The sequence below is a fragment of the Microvirga sp. TS319 genome, assembly GCF_041276405.1.
GTDB lineage: Bacteria > Pseudomonadota > Alphaproteobacteria > Rhizobiales > Beijerinckiaceae > Microvirga.
Window position 1 is genome coordinate 1,229,895 of sequence record NZ_JBGGGT010000002.1, and the last position, 24,495, is coordinate 1,254,389.

A 24,495-nucleotide genomic window follows, 5' to 3' on the forward strand; every position below is an offset into this window, starting at 1 on the left:
GGATCAAGTCCGGGGACGGCCATGACGGCGGGATGCTCCCAACGATCTTCAGAGTCTGTTCATGCCCGTCTCGCCCAAACAGGCCCGCACATGGAAGCACCGCAGCTGGGTGGCGTTTCTCATCGTGCCGCCCGTCGTGTTCATGTCGCTGTTCGTGGTCTATCCGATCCTGTCCGCCTTCGCCTACGCGTTCTATGAATGGCGCGGGCTGGCGCGCGGCGAGTTTGTAGGGCTGGCGAACTTCAGGGAGGTGTTATTCGGGGCCACCATGGGGCCCACCGTCTGGAACGCCTTCCTGCACAACGTTTATGCCCTCGTCGCGCTCATGATCATCCAGAACGGCGGCGGGTTCTTCCTCGCATGGCTGCTCTACAAGGAGCCCTTCGGGTTCCGCTTCCACCGGATTGCGGTGTTCGTGCCCGTGGTGCTCTCCACGATCATCGTGGGCTTCCTCTGGAAGCTCTTCCTCAATCCGAACTTCGGCATCGTCAACCAGGCGCTCTATTCCCTGGGGCTCGATTCATGGGCCAAGCCCTGGCTCGGCGATTCGTCCACGGCGCTCGGCGCGCTCATCCTGGCCAATGCATGGCACTTCGTCGGCTTTCCGACGCTCGTCTATCTCGCCGGCATGCAGCGTATTCCGCCCGATATCATCGAGGCGGCTCGGCTCGACGGCACCAGCGAGTGGCAGCTCCTCAGGACCATCGTGTGGCCTCTGGTCGCCCCCAGCACCACCATCCTCTTCACGCTGCTTTTCATCGGCGCGTTCAACTGGTTCGAGATCCCTTACGTGATGGTCGGCCTCGACGGGTCGCCCTTCGGCACGACCGACGTGCTCGGCCTTGTGTTCTACCGCACGGCCTTCGGCAACCAGAGCGCGAGCATCCAGAACTTCGGGATGGGCTCGGCTCTCGCCACCCTGATCTTCCTCTTCATCGTCGTCTTCGCGTCCATGCTGACCTTATGGTTGCGCCGTCGGGAGATTCAGTTTTGACCGCTCTGGCCAAGTCCTCAGCATCGCGGGAGCCGATCTCCTTCGCGCTTCTGGCGCAGGTGATCCTCATCGCGAACTCGTTCATCATGCTCTATCCGGTCGTGGTGATGGTGCTCTCCGCCTTCAAGTCCACGGGCGAGATCTTCGAGCATCCCTTCGCCCTGCCCGATTTCACGCAGGTGCAGAACTTCGCCAAGGTCCTCGGCGAAACGGCGATGCCGACCTATTTCCTCAACTCGATCATCGTGACCGGAGTCTCGATCCTGCTGATCCTCGTGCTCGGCACGATGGCGGGCTATGCGGTGGCCCGCTACGAGTCGCGCACCAACACCTTCATCCTGCTGTTCTTCCTGGCGGGCCTGATGCTCCCCTTGAAGCTCGCCGTCATCCCGCTCTTCATCCTGCTGAGGGACCTGAACCTGCTCGACAGCCGTTGGAGCCTCATCGTCACCTATACGGCGATCGGCCTGCCTTCGGCCGTGTTCATCATGGCGGGGTTCCTGCGGTCGCTCCCGGCGGAGCTGGAGGACGCAGCCCGCATCGACGGCGCGTCGGAGCCGCGCATCATGTGGTCCGTCATGCTGCCGCTGGCGCGCCCGCCCATGGCCATCGCGGCCATTCAGAACGCGGTGCCGATCTGGAACGACTTCTTCTTTCCCCTCGTCTTCATCCAGACGGACGCCTACAAGACACTTCCGCAGGGGCTCACCACCTTCATGGGGGAATACACCACCGATTGGGGCATGCTGTTCGCGGGCCTCACCATCGCGGCGGCCCCCATCACGCTTCTCTACATCGCGCTGTCGCGTCAGTTCATCCAAGGCTTGACCGCGGGCGCGGTGAAGTAGGACATGGTCATGTTGATCCCGAAAGGCACCCTCGTCGTCTCCTGCCAGGCCCGCGCGGACAATCCGCTGCACGGGCCTCTCCACATGTCCGCCATGGCGCTCGCTGCGGAAGCGGGCGGTGCCGGCGGCATTCGTGCCAACGGCGTGGACGACATTGCGGCCATCCGCGCCGCCACGAAACTCCCGATCATCGGAATCGCGAAGGTCTGGGACGACCGTTTCCCGGTCTACATCACGCCGGGCTTCGACGACGCGGCGCGGATCGCGAAGGCGGGCGCCGACGTGATCGGTCTCGATGCGACGGCGCGCCCCCGCAACGGAGAGCCGGTGGATCGCCTGATCGCCCGCATACGCCACGATCTCGGCAAAGAGGTGTTCGCGGATGTCTCGACGCTCGAGGAGGGCCGGGCTGCGTATGCCCATGGCGCCACTTACGTGGCCTCGACCCTCGCCGGCTATACGGAGGAGACGGCCGCCCGCAAAGGGGAAGGGCCCGACTGGGAACTGCTCGAGGCTCTCGTCGCGGCGCTTCCGGTGCCGGTCGTCGCCGAGGGCCGCTTCGATACGCCCGAACTCGCGGCGGAGGCCCTTCGCCGCGGCGCCCACGCGGTGGTGGTGGGCACAGCGATCACCAATCCGCGCGAGATCACGAAGAAATTCGTCCGGGCCACGCAGGCCTAGGAGACTCTAAGGAGTGCAAAATGGCCCATGTCTCGATCCGCGACGTCCGAAAGTCTTTCGGTACCGTCTCGATCATCAAGGGTGTCGATGTCGACGTTCAGGACGGCGAGTTCGTCATTCTGGTCGGTCCCTCGGGCTGCGGAAAGTCGACGCTGCTGCGGATGATCGCGGGCCTCGAGGACATCACGGGCGGGGACATCCGCATCGGTTCTCGCGTCGTCAACGACGTTCCGCCGAAGGATCGCGACATTGCCATGGTGTTCCAGTCCTACGCCCTTTATCCGCACATGACAGTGGCGGAGAACATGGCGTTTTCGCTGAGATTGAAGGGCGTGCCGCAGGCCGAGCAGAAGAGGCGTGTCGCGGATGCGGCAGCCTCTCTCGGTCTGACGACGCTTCTCGACCGCTACCCGCGCCAGCTCTCCGGCGGTCAGCGCCAGCGCGTCGCCATGGGCCGCGCCATCGTGCGCGACCCGCAGGTGTTCCTCTTCGACGAGCCGCTCTCCAACCTCGACGCCAAGCTGCGCGTGCAGATGCGCGCCGAGATCAAGGAGCTGCATCAACGCCTCAAGACCACGACGATCTACGTGACGCACGATCAGATCGAAGCCATGACCATGGCCGACAAGATCGTGGTGATGCACGACGGCATCGTCGAACAGATCGGCGCGCCCCTCGACCTCTACGATCGTCCGGCCAACCGCTTCGTCGCGGGCTTCATCGGGTCGCCGGCCATGAATTTCATCGAGGGGCGTCTGGAACAGGGCGGATTGGCTCTTCCGAGCGGAGCCATTCTGCCGCTGGAGGCGCCGCCCGCAGCCGCGCTGGGGTCGAGGCTCACCTACGGCATCCGGCCCGAACACCTCCACGTGGAGCCGTCCGGGATCCCCGGCTCAATTCCGGCGACCGTGGCCGTGATCGAGCCGACGGGGGCGGATACCACGCTGATCGTGAAGGCGGAGGGCGGCAATCTCACCGTGATGCTGCGGGACCGCTGTACCTTGCGGCCCGGGGAGGCCGTGGCTTTGAGGCCTGTGGCCCATCAAGCCCATCTCTTCGACGAGCAGGGCAGGCGCATCGCAATGGTGTGAGGTCCCACACGGAAACGTGAAGCCACCAATCGCGTTCTCGGGTGTACCTCTATTGCATGGGTCATAACCGAGGTTCCGCCGTGTCGATCCGCCGCCCCTCCGATATCCTTCCCTCTGAGATCACGCCCCGGGAGATCTATCTCAATCGCCGGCAATGGATGGCCGGCGCCGCCGGGCTCGCCTTGGCGGCGGCGCTGCCGGAGCGGGCGGGAGCCGCGCCCCTCTCGGCCCAGAAGAGTCCTTTCTCCACCGATGAGAAGCTCACGAGCCGCGCGGACGTCACGAGCTACAACAATTATTACGAGTTCGGGGTCGGCAAGGACGATCCGGTGAGGTACGCGGGGACGCTCAAGACGTCTCCCTGGACGGTGAAGATCGATGGGCTGGTGGGCAAGCCCCAGGAGGTCGGTATCGAGGACCTGATCAAGGCCTCCGCGCTCGAGGAGCGGATCTATCGGATGCGTTGCGTCGAGGGCTGGTCCATGGTGATTCCGTGGGTCGGCTTCCCCTTGGCGGATCTGGTCAAGCGGGCGGAGCCGCTCGGCAGCGCCAAGTATGTGGCCTTCGAGACGGTCAACCGCCCCGCCGAGATGTCCGGGCTGCGCTCCATCTTCCCCGTGCTCGACTGGCCCTACAGGGAGGGCCTGCGCCTGGACGAGGCCATGCATCCGCTCACGATCCTCGCGGTCGGCCTTTACGGCGAGACCCTGCCGAACCAGAACGGCGCGCCGATCCGCCTCGTCGTGCCGTGGAAATACGGTTTCAAGGGGATCAAGTCGATCACCCGCATCAGCTTCGTCGAGAAGCAGCCGGAAACCGCCTGGAACATGCAGGCTTCGAACGAGTACGGCTTCTATGCCAATGTGAACCCGAATGTGGACCATCCCCGCTGGAGCCAGGCGACTGAGCGGCGCATCGGGGAGGGCGGCCTGTTCGTGAAACGGCGCCCCACGCTCATGTTCAACGGTTATGCCGACCAGGTGGCGAGCCTCTATTCGGGCATGGATCTGCGGAAGTTCTATTGATGGCCGGCAGAGCTTCCGTTCAGGGCGCGAAGAAGGGCATCGCTCTGCCCAAAATGCCGAAGATCCTCGTCTATATCCTTGGCTTCATTCCGGCCGTGTGGCTGTTCTATGCCGGCGTTACCGACCAGCTCGGGGCCGATCCGATGCGCGCTCTGGAACAGGCGCTCGGCCTCTGGGCGCTGCGCTTTCTCGTGGCGACGCTTGCGATCACGCCCTTGCGGCAACTGCTTTCCATCAATCTGCTCCGCTATCGCCGCGCCCTTGGGCTGCTCGCCTTCTATTATGCGCTCCTCCATCTCACCACCTACATGGTGCTCGACCAGGGGCTCGATCTGGCGGCCATCGGGGCCGATATCGTGAAACGGCCCTTTATCACCATCGGCATGGCGACCTTCGTCATTCTCGTGCCGTTGGCTCTCACCTCCAACAATGCCGCGATCCGGCGCATGGGTGGGCAGGCCTGGGCACGGCTGCACCGGCTCGTCTATATCGCGGCCATCGGCGCCGCCCTCCATTTCGTCCTCGTGGTCAAATCCTGGCCGATGGAGCCTCTCGTCTATGCCGCCATCGTGGCGGGGCTTCTCGGTTACCGTCTCGCCCGCTCGCTGGGGAAGAGGGCCGAGCCCCGACGCCGCACGGCTTGAAGCGGGAACCCAGTTCGTTAGGATGCGCCGGGCCGATGGAGCTTGAGGAGCAGGGGATGCGGGCAGCACGTTCGAGAATGGGCGCAGTCGAGGCGCCGATCTTCGGGCTGGCGCATGTTGCGTTCCCGCGATCCTCGCAGGCAATGCCCCTTGTCGAGGAACGGGGGTTTTATACCGCGGGCATAGCGGGTTCCGGCGCGTGACGGATTGGCTCTCTCCAGAGGAATGGACGGCTGTCCATCTCAGCCTCAAGGTTGCGCTCGTCGCGGTCGGCGCGAGTCTCCTGCCTGCGATTGCGATGGCCTATGTCCTGGAGCGTGGGCAGTTCTGGGGGCGGCAGGCGCTCGATGTGCTGGTCCATCTGCCGTTGGTCCTTCCTCCGGTCGTAGTGGGTTATGGGCTTCTCCTCGGCTTCGGGAGGCGCGGGCCGATCGGGTCCTTTCTCGCCGAATATTTCGGCATCGTTCTGTCGTTCCGGTGGACAGGTGCGGCGCTCGCCTGTGCGGTCATGGGTTTCCCCTTGCTCGTGCGCGCCATCCGCCTGTCCCTCGAGACGGTGGACCGTAAGATCGAGGATGCCGCGGGGACGTTGGGCGCTCATCCTCTTTGGGTCTTTCTCGTGGTGACGCTGCCACTGATCCTGCCCGGAATTATTGCCGGAATGGTTCTGTCGTTTGCAAAAGCGATGGGAGAATTCGGCGCCACCATCACGTTCGTGTCCAATATTCCCGGCGAGACCCAGACAATTCCCTCCGCCATCTACACGTTCACGCAGGTGCCGGGCGGAGAGGGCGGCGCCCTGCGCCTGACCCTCGTGTCCATCGCGATCTCCGTCGCCGCGCTCTGGATGTCGGAATGGATGGCGCGACGGGTCCGGCGGAGGTTCCTCGCCTGATGCTCCTCGACGTCGAACTCCGCCACCGGCAGGGTGCATTCACGCTTGACGCCAGCTTCCGGTCGGAGGGCCGTCTGACGGCTCTGTTCGGCCCGTCCGGCTCGGGCAAGACGACGCTCGTGAACGTCATCGGCGGTCTCATCCGTCCGGAAGTAGGGCGCATCGCGGTGAAAGGACGCGTTCTCGTCGACACGGCGCAAGGCATCTTCGTGCCGAAACACAGGCGCAGGATCGGATACGTTTTCCAGGAAGCGCGCCTCTTCCCGCATCTGAACGTGCGGCAGAATCTGCTGTTCGGGCGCTGGTTCACGCCAAGGAGAGAGCGAGACGCCAAATTCGACGGCATCGTGGAGCTTCTGGGCATCGGGCACTTGCTGGGGCGCTGGCCTTCGACGCTCTCGGGCGGTGAAAGACAGCGTGTCGCGATCGGACGGGCGCTTCTGACCGATCCCCACCTGCTGCTGATGGACGAGCCGCTTGTCTCGCTGGACGAGGAAAGGAAAGCCGAAATCTACCCTTATATCGAGCGGCTGCGGGACGAAGGCCATGTCCCCATGGTTCTCGTCAGCCATTCTGTGCCCGAAATCGCAAGGCTTGCAACCACCATCGTGATCCTGAACGGCGGGCGGGTCGCCGCCTCCGGCTCCGCCCCCGATATCCTGCGGCACACGAGGCTCTTTCCGCATACGGGGCCTGTGGAGGCCGGCGCATTGGTGGAGGCCCGCGTGCTCCGGCACGAGGAGGCCTATGGCCTGACGATCCTCCAGGTCGCGGCCGGGACCCTCACCGTCTCGCTCCTCGACCGGCCTGTCGGGGCGCCCGTGAGAGTGCGCCTGCGCGCCAGGGATATCATCCTGTCTCTCAATGCGCCGGAGGGCTTGAGTGCTCTCAATGTGCTTCCAGGGACCATCGCGGGGATCGACGAGGCGACCGGCTCCTCGGTGGACGTTATTCTCGATTGCGGCGGCGACAGCATCGTCGCCAGCGTCACGCGAAAATCCGTCGAGCAGCTTGGCCTTATGGCGGGCCTGCCCGTGCAGGCGATCATCAAGAGCGTCGCTTTCGACCGCGAGGCCCTTGGCTCCGTGCAGCCGGGGAATATGTGAGTCCCGGATCCTGGAGTTTGCTCCTGTCCCCGAGCCGTGTAGCGTGCTCCCAACCTCAATTCCTCAAGAGATGACACGATGAACGAACAATTCCCGAGGCCCCTCGATGCTGCAGCCCACGCCCAGCTCCTCGACCGCCTCGCCGAGGTCGCCGTGCGGGTGGGGCTCGGGCTCAAGGAAGGCCAGGAGGTGGTCGTGACCGCTCCGCTCGACGCGGTTCCCCTGGTGCGTCGCATTACGGAGCATGCCTATAAGGCAGGCGCATCCCTGGTGACCACGTTCTTCTCGGACGAGGAGGCGACCCTGATGCGCTATCGCCACGGTCACGCCGACGGCTTCGATACGGCCGCCGCGTGGCTCTACGAAGGCATGGCCGCGGCCTTCAGGAACGGCGCTGCCCGGCTGGCCGTCGTCGGCGAAGACCCGTCCCTGCTCGCCAAGGAGGACCCGGAGAAGGTCGCCCGCGCCAATCGCGCCCGCTCCAAGGCCTACATGCCGGCCCTCGGCCTGATCGCGGGCTTCGACATCAACTGGACCATCGTTTCCGCCGCGACGCCCGCCTGGGCCAAGGCCGTCTTCCCGGACGACCCGGAGGAGGTCGCGGTCGCAAAGCTCTGGAACGCGATCTTCTCCGCCTCGCGCGTCGACACGCCGGATCCCATCGCCGCCTGGGACAAGCACAATGGGAGCCTTCAGGCACGCACGCGCATGCTCAACGAGAAGAATTACGCCGCGCTTCATTTTCGTGGCCCCGGCACGGATCTGCGCGTCGGGCTCGCGGAGGGGCACGAATGGAACGGCGGCTCGGCCAGGGCGAAGAACGGCGTGGTCTGCAACGCCAATATCCCGACGGAGGAAGTCTTCACCACACCGCACAAGGACCGCGTGGACGGATACGTCACAAGCACAAAGCCGCTCTCCTACAACGGCACTCTGATCCAGGACATCGAGGTGACGTTCGAAGGCGGGCGCATCGTCGAGAGCAAGGCCCGAACCGGTGAGGCCGTGCTGAACAAGGTCCTCGACACCGATGAAGGCGCGCGCCGCCTCGGCGAGGTGGCGCTGGTGCCCTTCTCGTCGCCGATCTCTCAGAGCGGTCTCCTGTTCTTCAACACGCTCTTCGACGAGAACGCCTCGAGCCATATCGCGCTGGGCCAGGCCTACAGCAAGTGCATCCGCGACGGCGGCGGCATGAGCGAGGACGAGCTCTCCTCGCGCGGCGCCAACAAGAGCCTCATCCACATCGACTGGATGATCGGCTCCGACAAGGTGGATGTGGACGGCATCACCCAGGACGGCACGCCCGAACCGCTGATGCGCGGCGGTGAATGGGTTTCCCGATGAACGGCCTTGACGCCGGCCGCAACGGGCCGGCGCATTCCTCGAGCCCGTCGATGTCGGATCGCGCCACCTCTCCATCATCCTCGGCGGAGCCGCTTCTCTCCGTCCGCAACCTGTCCGTCGAGTTCGGCAAGGGATCGGGGGCCTTTCGCGCCGTCAACGATGTGAGCTTCGACGTTTGGCCGGGCAGGACTCTGGCGGTCGTCGGTGAGTCCGGTTCGGGCAAGTCCGTGACATCGCTCGCGATCATGCGCCTGACCGACTATTCCGGCGGGCGTATCGTCGGTGGGCAGGCCCTGCTTCGCCGCGACGGCGGCCATGCGGTCGATCTCGTCAAGGCGTCGGATGAACAGCTCCGGACGATCCGCGGCAACGACATCGCCATGATCTTTCAGGAGCCGATGACGTCGCTCAACCCGGTCTTCACGATCGGCGATCAGATCGCCGAGGCGCTCGTGCTGCATGAAGGCCTGCCTCGTCGCGACGCATATTCGAGAGCGGAGGAGCTGCTGAAGAAAGTGCGGCTGCCGGATGCGCGGAGGATGCTGCAATCCTATCCCCACCAGCTCTCGGGCGGCATGCGCCAGCGGGCCATGATCGCCATGGCGCTCGCCTGCAACCCGAAGCTGCTCATTGCAGATGAGCCCACGACGGCTCTCGACGTGACCATTCAGGCCCAGATCCTCGATATCGTTCGCGATCTGCAGGCCGAAATGGGAACGGCTGTGATCTTCATCACGCACGACATGGGCGTGGTCGCCGAAATGGCCGACGACGTGGTGGTCATGTGGAGGGGCGAGAAGGTGGAGCAGGCCCCGGTGCGGGACATCTTCGCCACGCCGCGGCATCCCTATACCCGCGCGCTGCTTTCCGCAGTGCCCCGGCTCGGCAGTTTGACGGGGCAGCCCTATCCGAAGCGCATGCCCGTCATGGCGCCGGACGGGGCGGCATCGAAGCAAGTCGACGAAGCGCCGGAGCAGAGAACCGCCGACTACACGAAGCCGCTGCTTCAGGTGGAGAAGCTCACCACGCGCTTCGACGTCGGCAAATCCCTCTTCGGCCGCGTAACGCACCGCGTGCATGCCGTGGAGGGCGTGAGCTTCGAGGTCTACCCCGGAGAAACCCTGGCGCTGGTGGGCGAATCGGGTTCGGGAAAATCCACCATCGGCCGCACGCTTCAGCAGCTCGTCGCGCCGACGAGCGGCGCCGTGCGCTTCGACGGGCGGGACATGGCCTCGATGAGTCAGGCGGAGCGCCGCCGGCTGCGGCAGGAGATCCAATACGTCTTTCAGGATCCCTTCGCCTCGCTCGATCCCCGCCGCACGGTGGGATACAGCATCGCCGAGCCGATCCTGGTGCACGGTCTGATCAAGGACCGCAGGACGATCGAGCGGCGCGTCCATGAATTGCTCGAACAGGTCGGCCTGCAGCCGCAGCACGCGAAGCGCTATCCGCACGAGTTCTCCGGCGGTCAGCGGCAGCGGGTGTGCATCGCGCGGGCGCTGGCGAGCGATCCGAAGCTGATCATCGCGGATGAATCCGTCTCGGCGCTGGATGTCTCGATCCAGGCGCAGATCGTCAATCTTCTGATGGAGCTGCAGGAGAAGAGGGGCTTGTCCTATCTTTTCATCACGCACGACATGGCGGTCGTGGAGAAGATCAGCCACCGCGTGGCGGTCATGTATCTCGGTCAGATCGTCGAGCTCGGCAGCCGCCAGGCGATTTTCGAGAACCCGCAGCATTCCTATACCCGCAAGCTCCTGTCCGCGGTTCCGATTGCCGACCCGGCCCTCGACCGCACGAGGGCGAGGATCGAAGGAGAGATCCCGAGTCCCATGCGTCCGGCCGGTCATAAGCCGGTCATTCACCGGATGCGCGAGGTGGCGCCCGGCCATTGGGTCGCCGTCGAGGCCGAGGCGCTTCGAGGCGCGGCCTGAGTGGATGGTCGCATGACGGTTCTTCTCGAACAGCGATTTGAGCGCAGCCTCGACCGTCTCGTCCGCGAATGGGGTGACGACGCTTGTCGGGGAGCGGCCATCGAGCTGTGGGTTTTCGAGGACGAGGAGGCACGCCGCGGCGCAGAGGCCAAGCTCGCGGGGGCGGGCGTGAGGGCGCGCATCCGCAGCGCCTATAAGCCGCTCGTGCATGCCTTTCTCGAAGAGATCGACACTGCCGATCTGGCGCGCGTGGCGATCCGCTACCCCGTCCATGAACGCGCGGACCCGAACCGCTTCCTGTCGGAAGCCTACCCGCTGCCTGCGCTTCTGGAGGGCGTCGAGGTCGTCTTCGAGATGGGCGATGCGGATCTGACCTACGACGTGCTCTGCGAATACCGGGACGGGCGCGTGGTCGATCACGCAGTCTTCGCACCGAACCGCTTGCGCGCGAACCATCTCGGGCAGGAGGATCTCGCCTGTACGGGATGGATCAAGGCGACGTCTCTTCCCAACGACGCACCGGACCGGGACGAGCCGTTCGAGACGGACATCGAGCAGGTCTTCGCTGCGGCCATCGGCGCCCTCATGGCGCACGATTGGCCGCAGCGGGAGCCGTATGCGGAAAGGATCGCCATCGATGTGATGTTGCCCGGCATCGAGCGGCCGCTCGGCTACGGCGACGAGGTGATGAGCACGCGGGAGGGATTGCACGAGGATCTCTATTTCTCCGCTCTCGAGTGGTTTCATCATCGCGCGGGCAGACCGCTCGACGACCGCGCTCTGAGGCCGGGACAGATCGTGCCGGATATTCGTGAGGGCGAGGGTGCTGTTCTTCTTCGGGTGGCTCTGGAGCCCTTCGGCCCGCCGCAGGACCATGCAAGGTCCCTGCAGGATCTCGAACGGGCGGACGCCGCGCCGGGGCTTCTCCAGATCGAACGGGAGCTCGCAGCCCTGCCGGGCGAGGCGTTCGAATCGGCATCGCGCGAGGGCCGGACCGTTCGCGGCATCTACCGGCGCGGCACACGCGCCGCCGTTCTCGTGACGGCCGGGCAGCATGCCAACGAGACCTCCGGCCCGGTCGGGGCCTTCAGGGCCGTGCGCCGCCTGCTCGCCAACCCCGACGCCAATGTCGCCTTCATCCCGGTCGAGAATCCGGACGGCTACGCCCTGCACGGGAGGCTCTGCGAAGGCCATCCGCGTCACATGCACCACGCGGCGCGCTATACCGCGCTCGGCAACGACCTGGAATATGGGCCCGAGGCCCCGGTCTACGAGATCGGCGCGAGGCGAAGGGCGCTGGAGCTGTCGGGCGCGCGGCTGCACGTCAATCTGCACGGTTACCCGGCTCATGAATGGACGCGTCCCTTCACGGGCTACCTGCCACGCGGTTTTGAACGATGGGCTCTTCCGAAGGGCTTCTTTCTCATCCTGCGCTATCATCCGTCATGGGCCGACGAAGCGCGCACCTTCATCGAGGCCGTGACACGCGGCCTCTCGGCGGTGCCCGGTCTGGCTGACTTCACCCGCAGGCAGCTTGAGCTTTGCACGATGCTCTCTGACGCGCCGTCCCATGAAACGATCAACGATGTGCCTTGCCTGATGATGGCGCAGGACCGCCATCCGACGCCGCTGACGCTCGTCACGGAATTTCCCGACGAGACGATTTACGGCGAGGCTTACCGCTTCGCTCATACGGTCCAGATGGCGACCGTGATCGCGGCCGAGGAAGCATTCACCACCATGATGGAGGCACGGGCCCTTCCGGAACAGGAGTCATGAGCCGCCGTTAGTGGAGAAATCTCTCCACGCTTCGAGGTGCGACAATGGCCCGACTTTCCTGGAAGCAGAACGAAAACGACGCCTCGATCAGGGAGGCCGTCAGCGTCGTGCGTGATCATGGCGAGCCGCTTCCCCCGATCGACGAGACGGACGCGTTCGGTGCGCTGTTCGATCGGTTCGGAGACGCCAAGGTCGTGCTGCTCGGCGAGGCGACCCACGGCACGTCCGAATTCTACCGGGCGCGGGCGGCCATCACGCGCCGGCTGATCGAGCATCACGGCTTCACCATCGTGGCCGTTGAGGCCGACTGGCCCGACGCAGCGCGCATCGACGCCTATGTGCGCCACCACCGCGTCCCGGATGGCGACGATGTCGCCTTCGAGCGCTTCCCGACATGGATGTGGCGCAACGAAGAGGTCTACGACTTCGTCAACTGGATGCGCGCCTACAACAAGGACCGTCCCGAGGACCGTCGTGCGGAGTTTCGCGGGCTCGACGTCTACAGCCTGAACGCGTCCATTCGCTCCGTGCTCGACTATCTCGACAGGGTCGATCCCGCAGCCGCCAAGGAGGCGAGGAGCCGCTACGGCTGCCTGAGCCCCTGGCAGTCGGATCCCGCCCGCTACGGTCGCGCGGTGATCACAGGGCAGAAGAAGCCATGCGACGAGACGCTGCTGCGCCAGTTGCAGGAGATCCTGGACAAGAGGATGGACTATCTCGAGTCGGGCGGCGGCGAGCCGTTCTTCGACGCCGTGCAGAACGCCAAGATCGTCCACGCGGCGGAGCACTATTACCGGATCATGTATGAAGGCGCGACGGAATCCTGGAACCTGCGCGACCGGCACATGTTCGACACACTCCAGAGCCTGCTGGCGCGACGCGAGAACGCAAAGGCGGTGATCTGGGCGCACAATTCCCATATCGGCAACGCCTCGGCCACCGCGATGGGCTGGCAGGGCGAGTTCAATATCGGGGAATTGTGCCGCAAGGCCTATCGAGGGGAGGCCGTTCTCGTCGGCTTCGGGACCGACCGGGGCACCGTGGCGGCCGCCGACGACTGGGATGAGCCGATGCGGGTCAAGAACGTCCTGCCGGCCCGCCCCGACAGTCACGAGCGGATCTTCCGCGAGGCCGGGCTCAACCGATTCCTGACCGATTGGCGGGAGAATCTTCAGGACGACCTGAAGCAGGCCCTGTCCCGCCCGCGCTTGGAACGCGCCATCGGGGTCATCTATCGGCCCGAGACGGAACTCTACAGTCACTATTTCGAGGCCATTCTTGCCGAGCAGTTCGATGCCTTGGTCTGGTTCGAGGAAACCAGGGCCGTGACGCCGCTGACCCATGCCCATGGGGAAGGAATGCCGGAGACCTACCCGTTCGGGCTGTAAGGCTGGAGCGATGCATCTGCTCATGGGAGCCTCTCAGGTCATGGCCGGCTCAAGGCCGAGCATGAGGGTGGAGGGGGCTCTCAGGCTCATGCCACGGACAGAAAGGGCAGGAAGTGGCGACACTCCCCCGCCTTGCCCCGGCAGGCTGCCCCTGCTAACTGACGGCCAATCCCTTTCAACCGTCTCTCAAACAGGGCTTTTCCCGTGTCCCGTCAGTTCATCTACCACATGCGTGGCCTCTCCAAGACCTATTCGGGCGGCAAGAAGGTCTTGGACAACGTTCACCTGTCCTTCTACCCGGATGCCAAGATCGGTGTGCTCGGCGTCAACGGCGCCGGTAAATCGACCCTGCTGCGCATCATGGCCGGCATCGATACCGACTGGGCCGGCGAAGCCTGGGTGGCGGAGGGCGCCCGCGTCGGCTACCTGCCGCAGGAGCCGCAGCTCGATCCGACCAAGAACGTCCGCGAGAACGTGATGGAGGGCGTGGCCGCCAAGAAGGCGCTGCTCGACCGCTACAACGAGATCGCCATGAACTATTCGGAGGAGACGGCGGACGAGATGACCCGTCTCCAGGACGAGATCGAGGCCAAGGGCCTGTGGGATCTCGATTCCCAGGTCGACCAGGCCATGGACGCCCTGCGCTGCCCGCCGGACGACTGGTCGGTGGACAGGCTCTCCGGCGGCGAGCGCCGCCGCGTGGCCCTGTGCCGCCTGCTCCTGGAGCAGCCGGAACTGCTGCTCCTCGACGAGCCGACCAACCATCTGGACGCCGAGACCACGGCCTGGCTCGAAGGGCATCTGCGCAATTATCCGGGCGCGATCCTCATCGTGACCCACGACCGCTACTTCCTGGACAACGTGACGGGCTGGATCCTCGAGCTCGATCGCGGCCGCGGCATTCCTTACGAGGGCAATTACTCCTCCTGGCTCGAGCAGAAGCAGAAGCGCCTTCAGCAGGAAGGGCGTGAGGAAGCGGCCCACCAGCGCACCATCGAGCGCGAGCGCGAATGGGTGTCGGCTTCGCCCAAGGCCCGCCAGGCCAAGTCCAAGGCCCGTATCCAGCGCTACGAGGAACTCGTGGCCAAGGCCAACGAGAAGGGTCCGACGACGGCCCAGATCATCATCCCGATCGCCGAGCGCCTGGGCAACAACGTCATCGAGTTCAATGGTCTCAAGAAGGCCTTCGGCGACAAGCTCCTCATCGACGACCTGTCCTTCAAACTGCCGCCCGGCGGCATCGTCGGCATCATCGGCCCGAACGGCGCCGGCAAGACCACCCTGTTCCGCATGATCACGGGCCAGGAGCAGCCGGACGAGGGAAGCATCACCATCGGAGAGAGCGTGAAGCTCGGCTATGTGGACCAGAGCCGAGACTCCCTCGACGCGAACAAGACGCTCTACGAGGAAATCTCGGGCGGCAACGAGGTGCTCTATCTCGGCAAACGCGAGATCAATGCCCGCGCCTATTGCGGAGCCTTCAACTTCAAGGGCTCGGACCAGCAGAAGAAGGTGGGCGTGCTCTCGGGCGGCGAGCGCAACCGCGTGCACCTCGCCAAGATCCTGAAGTCGGGCTCCAACGTGCTGCTCCTCGACGAGCCCACCAACGACCTCGACGTGGACACCCTGCGGGCGCTCGAAGAGGCGCTGGAAGATTACGCGGGCTGCGCCGTGATCATCAGCCACGACCGCTGGTTCCTCGACCGCATCGCCACCCACATCCTGGCGTTCGAGGGCGACAGCCATGTGGAATGGTTCGAGGGCAATTTCGCGGATTACGAGGAGGACAAGAAGCGTCGCCTCGGCACCGATTCCACGATCCCGCACCGGATCAAGTACAAGAAGTTCACGCGATAAAGTCCCGAACGGGCGCGCTTCGATAGAGCGCGCCCTTTTGGCTTTCTGTCCGCTGGTCAAGGCTGGGCTTTTCTTCCGATGGGCCTAAATGCTTGGGCCTCGGGCCGAAAGCGTGTATGACCCTTGAGGCACGGGACATCAGAGAAGAGACGCTCACGTGCCAGCCGATCCGACAGCCTTCCACACCGCCGCTACTCCGGAAGAGGCCGTTGAGCGCCTGATCCGGCTTCATGACAGCGCCGTCGACGCCCAGCGCCACGCCCTGGAGCATTTCTTCGCGACCGGTACGCCTCCCACTCCGCTCGAACGCTCCCGCTTCCGCTACCCGGAGCTGAGGCTCGACTATCGGGCCAATTCCGTGCCACCGGTCAAGCAGCGGGCCTATGCCAAGTTCCAGGGGCCCGGCGTCTACGCGACGACCATCACGCAGCCGGCGTTCTTCCGTAACTACCTGCTGGAGCAGCTGAACTTTCTCGTCCGCGATTATGGCGCGACGCTCGCGGTTGGTGTCAGCGACCAGGAAATTCCTTATCCCTATATCTTCGAGCGCGGGGACGAACTCGGGCGCGGCGCGCATTCCGCATCCGAACTCGCGCAGCATTTCCCGACGCCGCTTCTCGCGAAGGTGGGCGACGAGATCGCCGACGGCACCTGGATCTTTCACGAAAACGAGCCGCGGCCTCTCTCGCTCTTCGACGCGGCGCGGGTCGATTACTCCCTGCGTCGCCTCGTCCATTACACGGGAAGCGATTGGCGCTCCGTGCAGCCGTGGATCCTGCTCACCAACTATCACCGCTATGTGGACCAGTTCGTCCGCTGGGCCGTGAAGGAGCTGGCGAAGGAGGAGGGTCCCTATAGCAAGCTCGTTCTACCGGGCGGCATCACGGTCGAGCGCGGTCTCGACGAGGCGGCCGTCGAGGAGCTGATCGGTTCCTCGCCATGGCATCGCTTCCAAATGCCCGCGTATCACCTCATGCGCAAGGACGGGCAGGGCGTCACGCTCGTCAATATCGGCGTCGGCCCGTCGAACGCCAAGAACATCACGGACCATCTGGCGGTGCTCCGTCCCCATTGCTGGCTCATGGTGGGCCATTGCGGCGGCCTGCGTCAGTCGCAATCCATCGGCGACTACGTGCTCGCGCATGGTTACCTCCGACGGGACCGGATCCTCGATGGCGCCGTGCCGCCGGAAATTCCGGTGCCGGCTCTCGCGGAAATTCAGGTCGCCTTGCAGGACGCTGCGGTGCAGGTCACGGGCGAGCGCGGCGATGCCCTGAAGCGCCGGCTGCGCACCGGCACCGTCGTGACCTACGACGACCGGAACTGGGAGCTTCGATGGGGCCAGGAGCGGCGGCAGATCAATCTGTCGCGGGCCATCGCGGTAGATATGGAAAGCGGCACGATCGCGGCGCAGGGATATCGCCTGCGGGTGCCTTACGGCACGCTGCTCTGCGTATCCGACAAGCCCCTGCACGGCGAGATCAAGCTGCCCGGTGCGGCCAACGCATTCTATGAACGGGCAGTAAGCGAACACCTCATGATCGGCCTGGCAGCCGTCGACATCCTGCGCGGTCAGCGTGCCTCCGTGCATTCGCGAAAGCTGCGCAGTTTCGACGAACCTCCGTTCCGCTGACAGATCGTGCGGCAACGGTTCGGCAGTTCCACATCGGGTCCGGGGCGAGCGAGGCTTTAGGGGCAACCTGCGTGCATCCGCGCCGTCCCTTCAGGTTCCTGCTGAGTCCGGTCATGATGGTTTGTGCATCGTCGCTGAGGCCGCTCTTCACCTTCATCGCATTCTGCCCCAGACCATGGTGATGCTGGGCATTGCCGCTTGGCAAGTCGGGAGCTGATGGCTCCCGCTGGTTTTCAAGGCGTGTTCCTGCGCGTCTCACCGCCGATGGGCCGGGACAGACCATTCGATGGCACGTCCTGCTTGCCCTTTTCTCGGAAAAGATATAAATATATCTTTATATGTAAGAGCGAGTTTTGGCTCATGGCCGAAAAGGAAGCGCCATCGCTGGATTTGACCCTGGATGTCCTGCGGGCAGCCGCCGAGGAGACGCGTCTGCGCATCCTTGCTTTGTTGACCGAAGGGGAACTCTCGGTCTCCGACCTGACGGATATCCTCGGACAATCCCAGCCGCGCATCTCCCGACACCTGAAACTGCTGGTGGAGGCCGGCCTCGTGGTGCGGCATCGGGAGGGGGCATGGGCCTTCTTCCGGCTGACGGACCGAGGCACGGCCCTGCGGATCATACGTCCGACACTGGAGAGTCTCGACCGGTCCGATCCGCAGTTGCGGGAGGACCGCACGCGCCTCGAGACCGTGCGCGCCCAACGGTCTCAGGCCGCTCAGGCCTATTTTTCCCGTCTCGCCCCCGATTGGGACCGCCTGCGTTCGCTTCATGCGCCAGAGGCTGTCGTCGAAGCTGCCGTGATCGATGCCATCGGCTCCAAGCCGATCCGCAATCTGGTCGACCTGGGGACCGGTACGGGCCGAATGCTGCAGTTGCTGGCCCCCCGCGCGAACCGGACGGTGGGGCTCGACGCAAGCCATGCCATGCTCTCGGTCGCTCGCGCCAACCTCGAGAAGGTCGGTCTGCGGGGGATCGAACTGCGGCAGGGCGATATCTATGCGCCGCCGTTCCCGCGCGATACATTCGATCTCGTCGTCATTCATCAGGTGCTCCATTACCTCGACGATCCCGCGCGTGCGATCCGCGAAGCAGCCCGCCTCGTCGCTCCGGGTGGGCGCATTCTCGTGGTGGATTTCGCTCCCCACACACTGGAATTTCTCCGCGAAGCGCAGGCTCATCGTCGCCTCGGCTTCGCGCCTTCGCAGGTTGCAGGCTGGCTCGACGAGGCGGGCCTCGACTGCACGCTGACGAAGGAAATTGCGCCGCCCAGGAAGGGCGATGATCAATTGACCGTTTCCCTTTGGCTCGGACAGGACCGTCGCGTCGCGACGGATTGGCCCTTGTCTCAGCCCAACAAAGAGGTTGCCTGATGTCGCCCCTGACACTTCGCCCCAGCAGGCAGGCCTCTTGTCCGATCAAGGTGTCGTTCGAGTTCTTCCCGCCGAAGACGCCGGAAATGGAGGCGACGCTTTGGGCCTCGATTCAGCGGCTTGCTCCCCTTCATCCGCAATTCGTCTCCGTGACCTACGGCGCGGGTGGCTCGACCCGCGAGCGCACACATGCCACGGTTTCGCGGATCGTGCAGGAAACGCATCTCAAGCCTGCCGCGCACCTCACCTGCGTGGCTGCGACGAAGGACGAGGTCGATACGGTTGTCCGTTCCTATTGGGATGCAGGGGTGCGCCACATCGTGGCCCTTCGCGGCGACCCGGTCGCCGGCATCGGATCCGCCTATGAGGCGCATCCCGGCGGCTATCTGGAAACCTGCGATCTCGTGGCCGGAATCAAGGCCATCGGCGATTTCGAGGTGTCCGTTTCCGCCTATCCGGAGAAGCATCCCGAGGCCGCCTCGCTCGATACCGATATCGATGTCCTGAAGGCGAAGGTCGATTGCGGTGCGGATCGCGCGATCACGCAGTTCTTCTTCGATAACGACCACTATTTCCGATACCTCGACCGTGTGCGTGCACGCGGCATCGACATTCCCATCGTGCCCGGCATCGTTCCCGTGCAGAACTTCAAGCAAACGGCGAATTTCGCAGCGAAGACCGGAGCGAGCGTTCCTGCCTGGCTGGCGGCCCGGTTCGAGGGCCTCGACAGCGATGTGGAGACGCGCAAGCTCGTGGCCGCGGCCGTGGCTGCCGAGCAGGTGATCGACCTCGTCGACCGTGGCGTGAACGAGTTTCACTTCTACACCATGAACCGCGCCGATCTGGTCTATGCCATCTGCCATCTTCTCGGATTGCGCGATCACGGCGTGAAGGTTGCGGCCTAGGGCATCGAACGCAAAAGTGGGGACCGGTTTTGCGTGAAAAGATGCACAAGCAAAGAGAGCATCGAACGCAAAAGTGGGAACCGGTTTTGCGTGAAAAGATGCACAAGCAAGGAGGGCATCGAACGCAAAAGTGGGAACCGGTTTTGCGTGAAAAGATGCTCGAGACCATAGGCTTACAGCATCGGATATGAGTTCGATTTCAGACCCGACGCTGTAGGAGTTTAACACCCGGCTCGATCCGGGTGTTCTGATTTGCCATGCGAGGCATGGAGGGTCGGGTGTAATCCCGATCGATTGAAAGTGACGATCATGACCGTGTTCGAACCTCGTCCTGCCGACGGCGCCGACATTTTCAAGGCGCTCCGTGAAGCAGCCATCAAGCGAATTCTCGTGCTCGACGGCGCCATGGGCACCGAGCTTCAGCGACCCCGCTTTTCGGAAGAGGACTTCCGGGGCGGGCGCTTCAAGGATTGGAAACAGGACGTGAAGGGGAACAACGATCTCCTGATCCTGACTCAGCCGGATGCGGTTAAAAACGTGCATCTGGACTATTTCCGCGCCGGCGCGGACATCGTCGAAACCAACACCTTCTCCGGCACCTCCATCGCCCAGGCCGATTACGGCATGGAGGAGATCGTCTACGAACTGAACTATGAAGGCGCGCGCCTTGCGCGCGAGGCCGCGCTGATCGTCCAACGGGAGGATGGTCGGCGCCGTTTCGTGGCCGGGGCCGTCGGCCCGACGAATCGGACATTGTCCATCTCGCCGGATGTGAACAATCCCGGCTATCGCGCCGTGACCTTCGATCAGGTCCGAGACGCTTATGCCGAGCAGGTGAGGGGCCTCGTCGACGGCGGCGCGGAGATCATCCTCATCGAGACGATCTTCGATACCCTCAATGCGAAGGCAGCCATCGTCGCCACCCATCAGGTATTTGCGGAAAAGGGTGTGAAGCTCCCGATCATGATATCGGGCACGATCACGGACCTGTCCGGGCGTACCCTGTCCGGGCAGACACCCACCGCCTTCTGGCATTCCATGCGTCACGCGCAGCCTTTCTCCATCGGCCTCAACTGCGCCCTCGGCGCGCGCGAGATGCGCGCTCACATTCAGGAGATCGGCAGGGCCGCCGATACCCTCGTCTGTGCCTATCCGAATGCGGGTCTGCCGAATGAATTCGGGCTCTATGACGAGAGCCCGGAGGCCACGGCCCGCATGCTGTCCGAGTTCGCCGATGCGGGCCTCGTGAACGTGGTCGGAGGCTGCTGCGGCACCACTCCCGCGCATATCCGGGCCATCGCCGAGGCGGTGGCCGGCAAAGCGCCGCGCCAAGTTCCGACGAAGCGGCCGCTCATGCGGCTGTCGGGCCTCGAACCCTTCACGTTGACGTCCGACATTCCATTCGTGAACGTGGGCGAGCGCACGAACGTCACGGGCTCCGCCAAGTTCCGTAAGCTCGTCACCAACGGGGATTACGCCGCTGCACTCGACGTGGCGCGCGACCAGGTGGCGAACGGCGCGCAGATCATCGACGTCAATATGGACGAAGGCCTGCTCGATTCCGAGAAGGCGATGGTGGAATTCCTCAATCTCGTCGCGGCGGAGCCCGATATCGCCCGCGTTCCCGTGATGGTGGATTCCTCCAAGTTCCATGTCATCGAGGCGGGTCTCAAGTGCATCCAGGGCAAGGCCATCGTCAATTCGATTTCGATGAAGGAGGGCGAGGAAGCCTTTCTCGAACATGCGAAGATCTGCCGCTCCTACGGCGCCGCTGTCGTCGTCATGGCCTTCGACGAGCAGGGGCAGGCCGATACGCTGGAGCGCAAGGTCGCGATTTGTACGCGCGCTTACAAGATTCTGACGGAGCAGGCGGACTTCCCGCCGGAAGACATCATTTTCGACCCCAATGTCTTCGCGGTCGCAACGGGCATCGAGGAGCACAATGGCTATGGCGTCGCCTTCATCGAGGCCGCGCGTATCATCCGCGAGACCCTGCCGCATGCCCATATTTCAGGCGGCGTCTCGAATCTTTCGTTCTCGTTCCGCGGCAACGAGCCCGTGCGCGAGGCCATGCATTCGGTGTTTCTCTTCCATGCCATCAAGGTCGGCATGGACATGGGCATCGTGAATGCGGGCCAGCTCGCCGTCTACGACGAGATCGACCCCGAACTGCGCGAACTCTGCGAGGATGTCGTGCTCAACCGGCGTCCCGATGCGACGGAGCGCCTGCTCGAAGCGGCCCCCCGCTTCAAAGGCGACGGTGCGGGCGCCTCGAAGGCGTCGGATCTCGAATGGCGTTCCTGGCCGGTCGAGAAGCGTATCGAGCATGCGCTCGTCAACGGCATCACCGAGTTCATCGAGGCGGATACGGAAGAAGCGCGCAGCGGTGCGGAGCGCCCGCTGCATGTGATCGAGGGACCGCTCATGGCAGGCATGAACGTCGTCGGCGATCTCTTCGGGGCCGGCAAGATGTTTCTGCCACAGGTGGTGAAGTCCGCCCGCGTGATGAAGCAGGCCGTCGCGTATCTCATGCCGTTCATGGAAGCGGAGAAGGAGGCCTCGGGTCTCGTCGAGCGCTCCGCCGCCGGCAGGGTGCTGATGGCAACCGTGAAGGGCGATGTGCACGATATCGGCAAGAACATCGTCGGCGTGGTTCTCGCCTGCAACAACTACGAGGTGATAGACCTCGGAGTGATGGTTCCGGCCCAGAAGATCCTGGAGACCGCGCGCAGGGAAAATGTCGACGTGATCGGCCTCTCGGGTCTTATCACGCCGTCTCTCGACGAAATGGTGAACGTGGCAAGCGAGATGGAGCGCGAAGGCTTCGACATCCCGCTCCTCATCGGCGGCGCGACCACGAGCCGCGTGCATACGGCCGTGAAGATCCACCCGAACTACCGCAATGGCCAAGCGGTCTATGTCACCGATGCGAGCCGGGCGGTCGGTGTCGTCTCGTCGCTGCTCTCGCCCGATGCCAAGGAATCCTATGTGGAGACGCTGCGGAGCGAGTACCGCAGGGTAGCTGAAGCGCATGCGCGCTCCGAGGCCGACAAGCAGCGCACGCCTATCGAGAAGGCCCGCGCCAACAAGCTGAAAATCGACTGGGACGCCTATCGGGCGCCGAAGCCGACCTTCACCGGCGCGCGGGTGTTCCGCAGCTACGATGTGGGCGAGCTCGTTCCTTATATCGACTGGACTCCCTTCTTCCAGACCTGGGAGCTCAAGGGGCGTTTTCCGGCCATTCTCGATGATGAGGCTCAAGGACCGGCGGCGCGCCAGCTCTGGGACGACGCTCAGGCCATGCTCAGGCAGCTCGTCGATGAACGCTGGTTCAACCCCAAGGCCGTCATCGGCTTCTGGCCCGCCAATGCGATCGGCGACGATATCCGCCTCTACACGGGCGAAAGCCGGAGCGAGGCGCTCGCCACCTTCCACGGTCTGCGGCAGCAGCTTTCGCGACGCGACGGCAAGCCCAATCTGTGCATCTCGGATTTCCTCGCACCCGCCGACAGCGGACAGCCGGATTGGATCGGCGCCTTCGTCGTCACCTCGGGCATCGAGGAAGTGCGCATTGCCGAAAAGTTCGAGCGTGCGAACGACGATTACCGCTCGATTCTCGTGAAGGCTCTGGCGGACCGCCTTGCGGAAGCCTTCGCCGAACGCATGCATCAGCGTGTGCGCAAGGAGTTCTGGGCCTATGCCCCCGACGAGAATCTCGCCAACGAGGATCTGATCCGCGAGGAATATCGCGGCATCCGTCCGGCTCCCGGCTATCCGGCGCAGCCCGACCATACGGAAAAAGCGACGCTCTTCAGCCTGCTAGAGGCCGAGCGTCGCATAGGTGTGACCTTGACGGAATCCTATGCCATGTGGCCGGGCTCGTCCGTTTCCGGTCTCTATCTCGCACATCCGGACGCCTACTATTTCGGTGTGGCGAAGGTGGAGCGCGATCAGGTGGAGGATTACGCGGAGCGTAAGGGCATGAGCGTACAGGAGGTCGAACGCTGGCTCGGCCCGATCCTCAATTACGATCCGGCCGGTTATCGGCCCATGGCGGCCGAGTAGGGCGCGGCAAGGCACGCACCTGAACCTCGTCCGTCGTTTCTGCATCGGCGGGAATCAGAGCATCGGATGTGAAATCGAACCCACATCCGATGCAGTCAGTCCATGTGCTCGAGCATCTTTTCACGCAAAGCCGGTGCCCGCTTCCCGTGCTCGATGCTCTATACCGCTCCGGACGGTCGTCTGGCGATCAGGTCGCGGAGCGTGGTGATCGTGGAGGCATCCGCCACGCCGTCCACGCGCTCGGGGCGGAAATGGCGCTGGAACGCGGCGACGACCTTTTCCGTGTCGTCATCGAACACGCCGTTGATCCTGAGGCCGTAGCCATACATGGCGAGCATGGCCTGAAGTGCTTCGATCGGCATGCCCTGGTCACCGCGCGAGAAGAAGCGCCCGTCGCTCAACGAGGCCGGCGGCACCCAATGGCCGATACCGGCCTCGTGCAAGCGCTGCCATGGAAACAGTTCACCGGGGTCGACCTTGCGGCCGGGCGCCACGTCCGAATGGCCGAGCACGCGGGTTGCCGGGATGCGCCAGCGCGTCACGATGTCTTTCGCCAGTGCGATCACGCTCTCGATCTGCACGTCGGGATAGGGTGGCAGGCCGCCCGGATGGCCGGGATTGGCGATTTCGATGCCGATGGAGCTTGAGTTGATATCGGTCTCGCCATCCCAGGATGAAATGCCAGCATGCCACGCCCGCCGTGCTTCCGGCACCAGCTGAAGAATGCGTCCGTCTCCGAACACGAAGTAATGCGCGGACACCTGCGAGACCGGATTGCAGAGCCACTGCAGAGCCTCGCCCTCGTCGGGCATGCCGGTGTAATGCAGGACCAGCATGTTGGGTCGCTGCCCGTCTTTCCGTTCCCCATGATTGGGTGAAGGAAACACCTTTGTGGCAACCGGGCTTTCGGGAGATAGGGACGCGCTCATACG

The 24,495-nt window shown here is 64.2% G+C and carries 18 protein-coding genes; 17 read left to right on the forward strand and 1 reads right to left on the reverse strand.

Translation table 11 applies throughout. From position 1 onward, the window contains the following. Positions 1-61: 61 nt before the first annotated feature. The 17 genes from AB8841_RS15370 to metH all read left to right on the forward strand — a co-directional run bounded on the left by AB8841_RS15370 (position 62) and on the right by metH (position 23,563). Entirely contained in the window at positions 62-994 is a 933-nt protein-coding gene (locus tag AB8841_RS15370; RefSeq protein ID WP_370436700.1) for a carbohydrate ABC transporter permease, read from the forward strand. Further along, a complete protein-coding gene (locus tag AB8841_RS15375) occupies positions 991-1,842 on the forward strand; it encodes a carbohydrate ABC transporter permease (RefSeq protein WP_370436701.1) in 852 nt (283 codons plus the stop codon). The genes AB8841_RS15370 and AB8841_RS15375 overlap by 4 nt, the downstream gene beginning before the upstream one ends. A gap of 9 nt (positions 1,843-1,851) precedes the next feature. Next, complete coding sequence (locus tag AB8841_RS15380) at positions 1,852-2,523, forward strand: N-acetylmannosamine-6-phosphate 2-epimerase (protein WP_370436702.1); 672 nt, start codon at positions 1,852-1,854, stop codon at positions 2,521-2,523. A 20-nt stretch (positions 2,524-2,543) separates the two neighbouring features. After that, positions 2,544-3,614, forward strand: coding sequence for an ABC transporter ATP-binding protein (locus tag AB8841_RS15385; RefSeq protein WP_370436703.1), 1,071 nt, complete (start codon positions 2,544-2,546; stop codon positions 3,612-3,614). Positions 3,615-3,694: 80 nt separating this feature from the next. Then, positions 3,695-4,639 (forward strand): protein-methionine-sulfoxide reductase catalytic subunit MsrP, encoded by a 945-nt coding sequence (msrP, locus tag AB8841_RS15390; RefSeq protein WP_370436704.1) that lies wholly within the window; start codon positions 3,695-3,697, stop codon positions 4,637-4,639. Between the two features lie 53 nt (positions 4,640-4,692). Continuing rightward, positions 4,693-5,283: a protein-methionine-sulfoxide reductase heme-binding subunit MsrQ gene (gene msrQ / locus AB8841_RS15395; RefSeq protein ID WP_370439278.1), complete on the forward strand. Its 591-nt coding sequence runs from the start codon at positions 4,693-4,695 to the stop codon at positions 5,281-5,283. 199 nt (positions 5,284-5,482) lie between these two features. Then, positions 5,483-6,178, forward strand: coding sequence for a molybdate ABC transporter permease subunit (gene modB / locus AB8841_RS15400; protein ID WP_370436705.1), 696 nt, complete (start codon positions 5,483-5,485; stop codon positions 6,176-6,178). Next, a complete protein-coding gene (gene modC, locus AB8841_RS15405) occupies positions 6,178-7,284 on the forward strand; it encodes a molybdenum ABC transporter ATP-binding protein (protein ID WP_370439279.1) in 1,107 nt (368 codons plus the stop codon). The genes modB and modC overlap by 1 nt, the downstream gene beginning before the upstream one ends. Before the next feature lie 78 nt (positions 7,285-7,362). Beyond that, positions 7,363-8,628 carry an aminopeptidase gene (locus tag AB8841_RS15410; protein WP_370436706.1) on the forward strand — a complete coding sequence of 422 codons (1,266 nt, stop codon included), beginning with the start codon at positions 7,363-7,365 and terminating at the stop codon, positions 8,626-8,628. 50 nt (positions 8,629-8,678) lie between these two features. Beyond that, on the forward strand, positions 8,679-10,562 hold the full coding sequence (locus AB8841_RS15415; RefSeq protein ID WP_370439280.1) for a dipeptide ABC transporter ATP-binding protein: 1,884 nt from the start codon (positions 8,679-8,681) through the stop codon (positions 10,560-10,562). A 12-nt stretch (positions 10,563-10,574) separates the two neighbouring features. Next, entirely contained in the window at positions 10,575-12,341 is a 1,767-nt protein-coding gene (locus AB8841_RS15420) for a M14 family zinc carboxypeptidase (protein WP_370436707.1), read from the forward strand. 44 nt (positions 12,342-12,385) lie between these two features. Further along, the gene (locus tag AB8841_RS15425) at positions 12,386-13,729 is read left to right on the forward strand and encodes an erythromycin esterase family protein (RefSeq protein ID WP_370436708.1); all 1,344 of its coding nucleotides are present in this window, start codon (positions 12,386-12,388) and stop codon (positions 13,727-13,729) included. A gap of 204 nt (positions 13,730-13,933) precedes the next feature. Further along, positions 13,934-15,586: an energy-dependent translational throttle protein EttA gene (ettA, locus tag AB8841_RS15430; protein WP_370436709.1), complete on the forward strand. Its 1,653-nt coding sequence runs from the start codon at positions 13,934-13,936 to the stop codon at positions 15,584-15,586. Between the two features lie 157 nt (positions 15,587-15,743). Next, a complete protein-coding gene (locus tag AB8841_RS15435; RefSeq protein WP_370436710.1) occupies positions 15,744-17,219 on the forward strand; it encodes an AMP nucleosidase in 1,476 nt (491 codons plus the stop codon). 360 nt (positions 17,220-17,579) lie between these two features. Further along, positions 17,580-18,593 (forward strand): ArsR/SmtB family transcription factor, encoded by a 1,014-nt coding sequence (locus tag AB8841_RS15440; RefSeq protein ID WP_370436711.1) that lies wholly within the window; start codon positions 17,580-17,582, stop codon positions 18,591-18,593. Continuing rightward, positions 18,593-19,498 carry a methylenetetrahydrofolate reductase [NAD(P)H] gene (gene metF, locus AB8841_RS15445; protein ID WP_370436712.1) on the forward strand — a complete coding sequence of 302 codons (906 nt, stop codon included), beginning with the start codon at positions 18,593-18,595 and terminating at the stop codon, positions 19,496-19,498. Before AB8841_RS15440 ends, metF begins: the two co-directional genes overlap by 1 nt. Positions 19,499-19,807: 309 nt before the next feature. Continuing rightward, the gene (metH, locus tag AB8841_RS15450; protein WP_370436713.1) at positions 19,808-23,563 is read left to right on the forward strand and encodes a methionine synthase; all 3,756 of its coding nucleotides are present in this window, start codon (positions 19,808-19,810) and stop codon (positions 23,561-23,563) included. A 158-nt stretch (positions 23,564-23,721) separates the two neighbouring features. On the opposite strand, the gene AB8841_RS15455 is transcribed toward metH, so the two are convergent. Further along, a complete protein-coding gene (locus AB8841_RS15455) occupies positions 23,722-24,492 on the reverse strand; it encodes an N-acetylmuramoyl-L-alanine amidase (RefSeq protein WP_370436714.1) in 771 nt (256 codons plus the stop codon). Positions 24,493-24,495 lie beyond the last annotated feature (3 nt).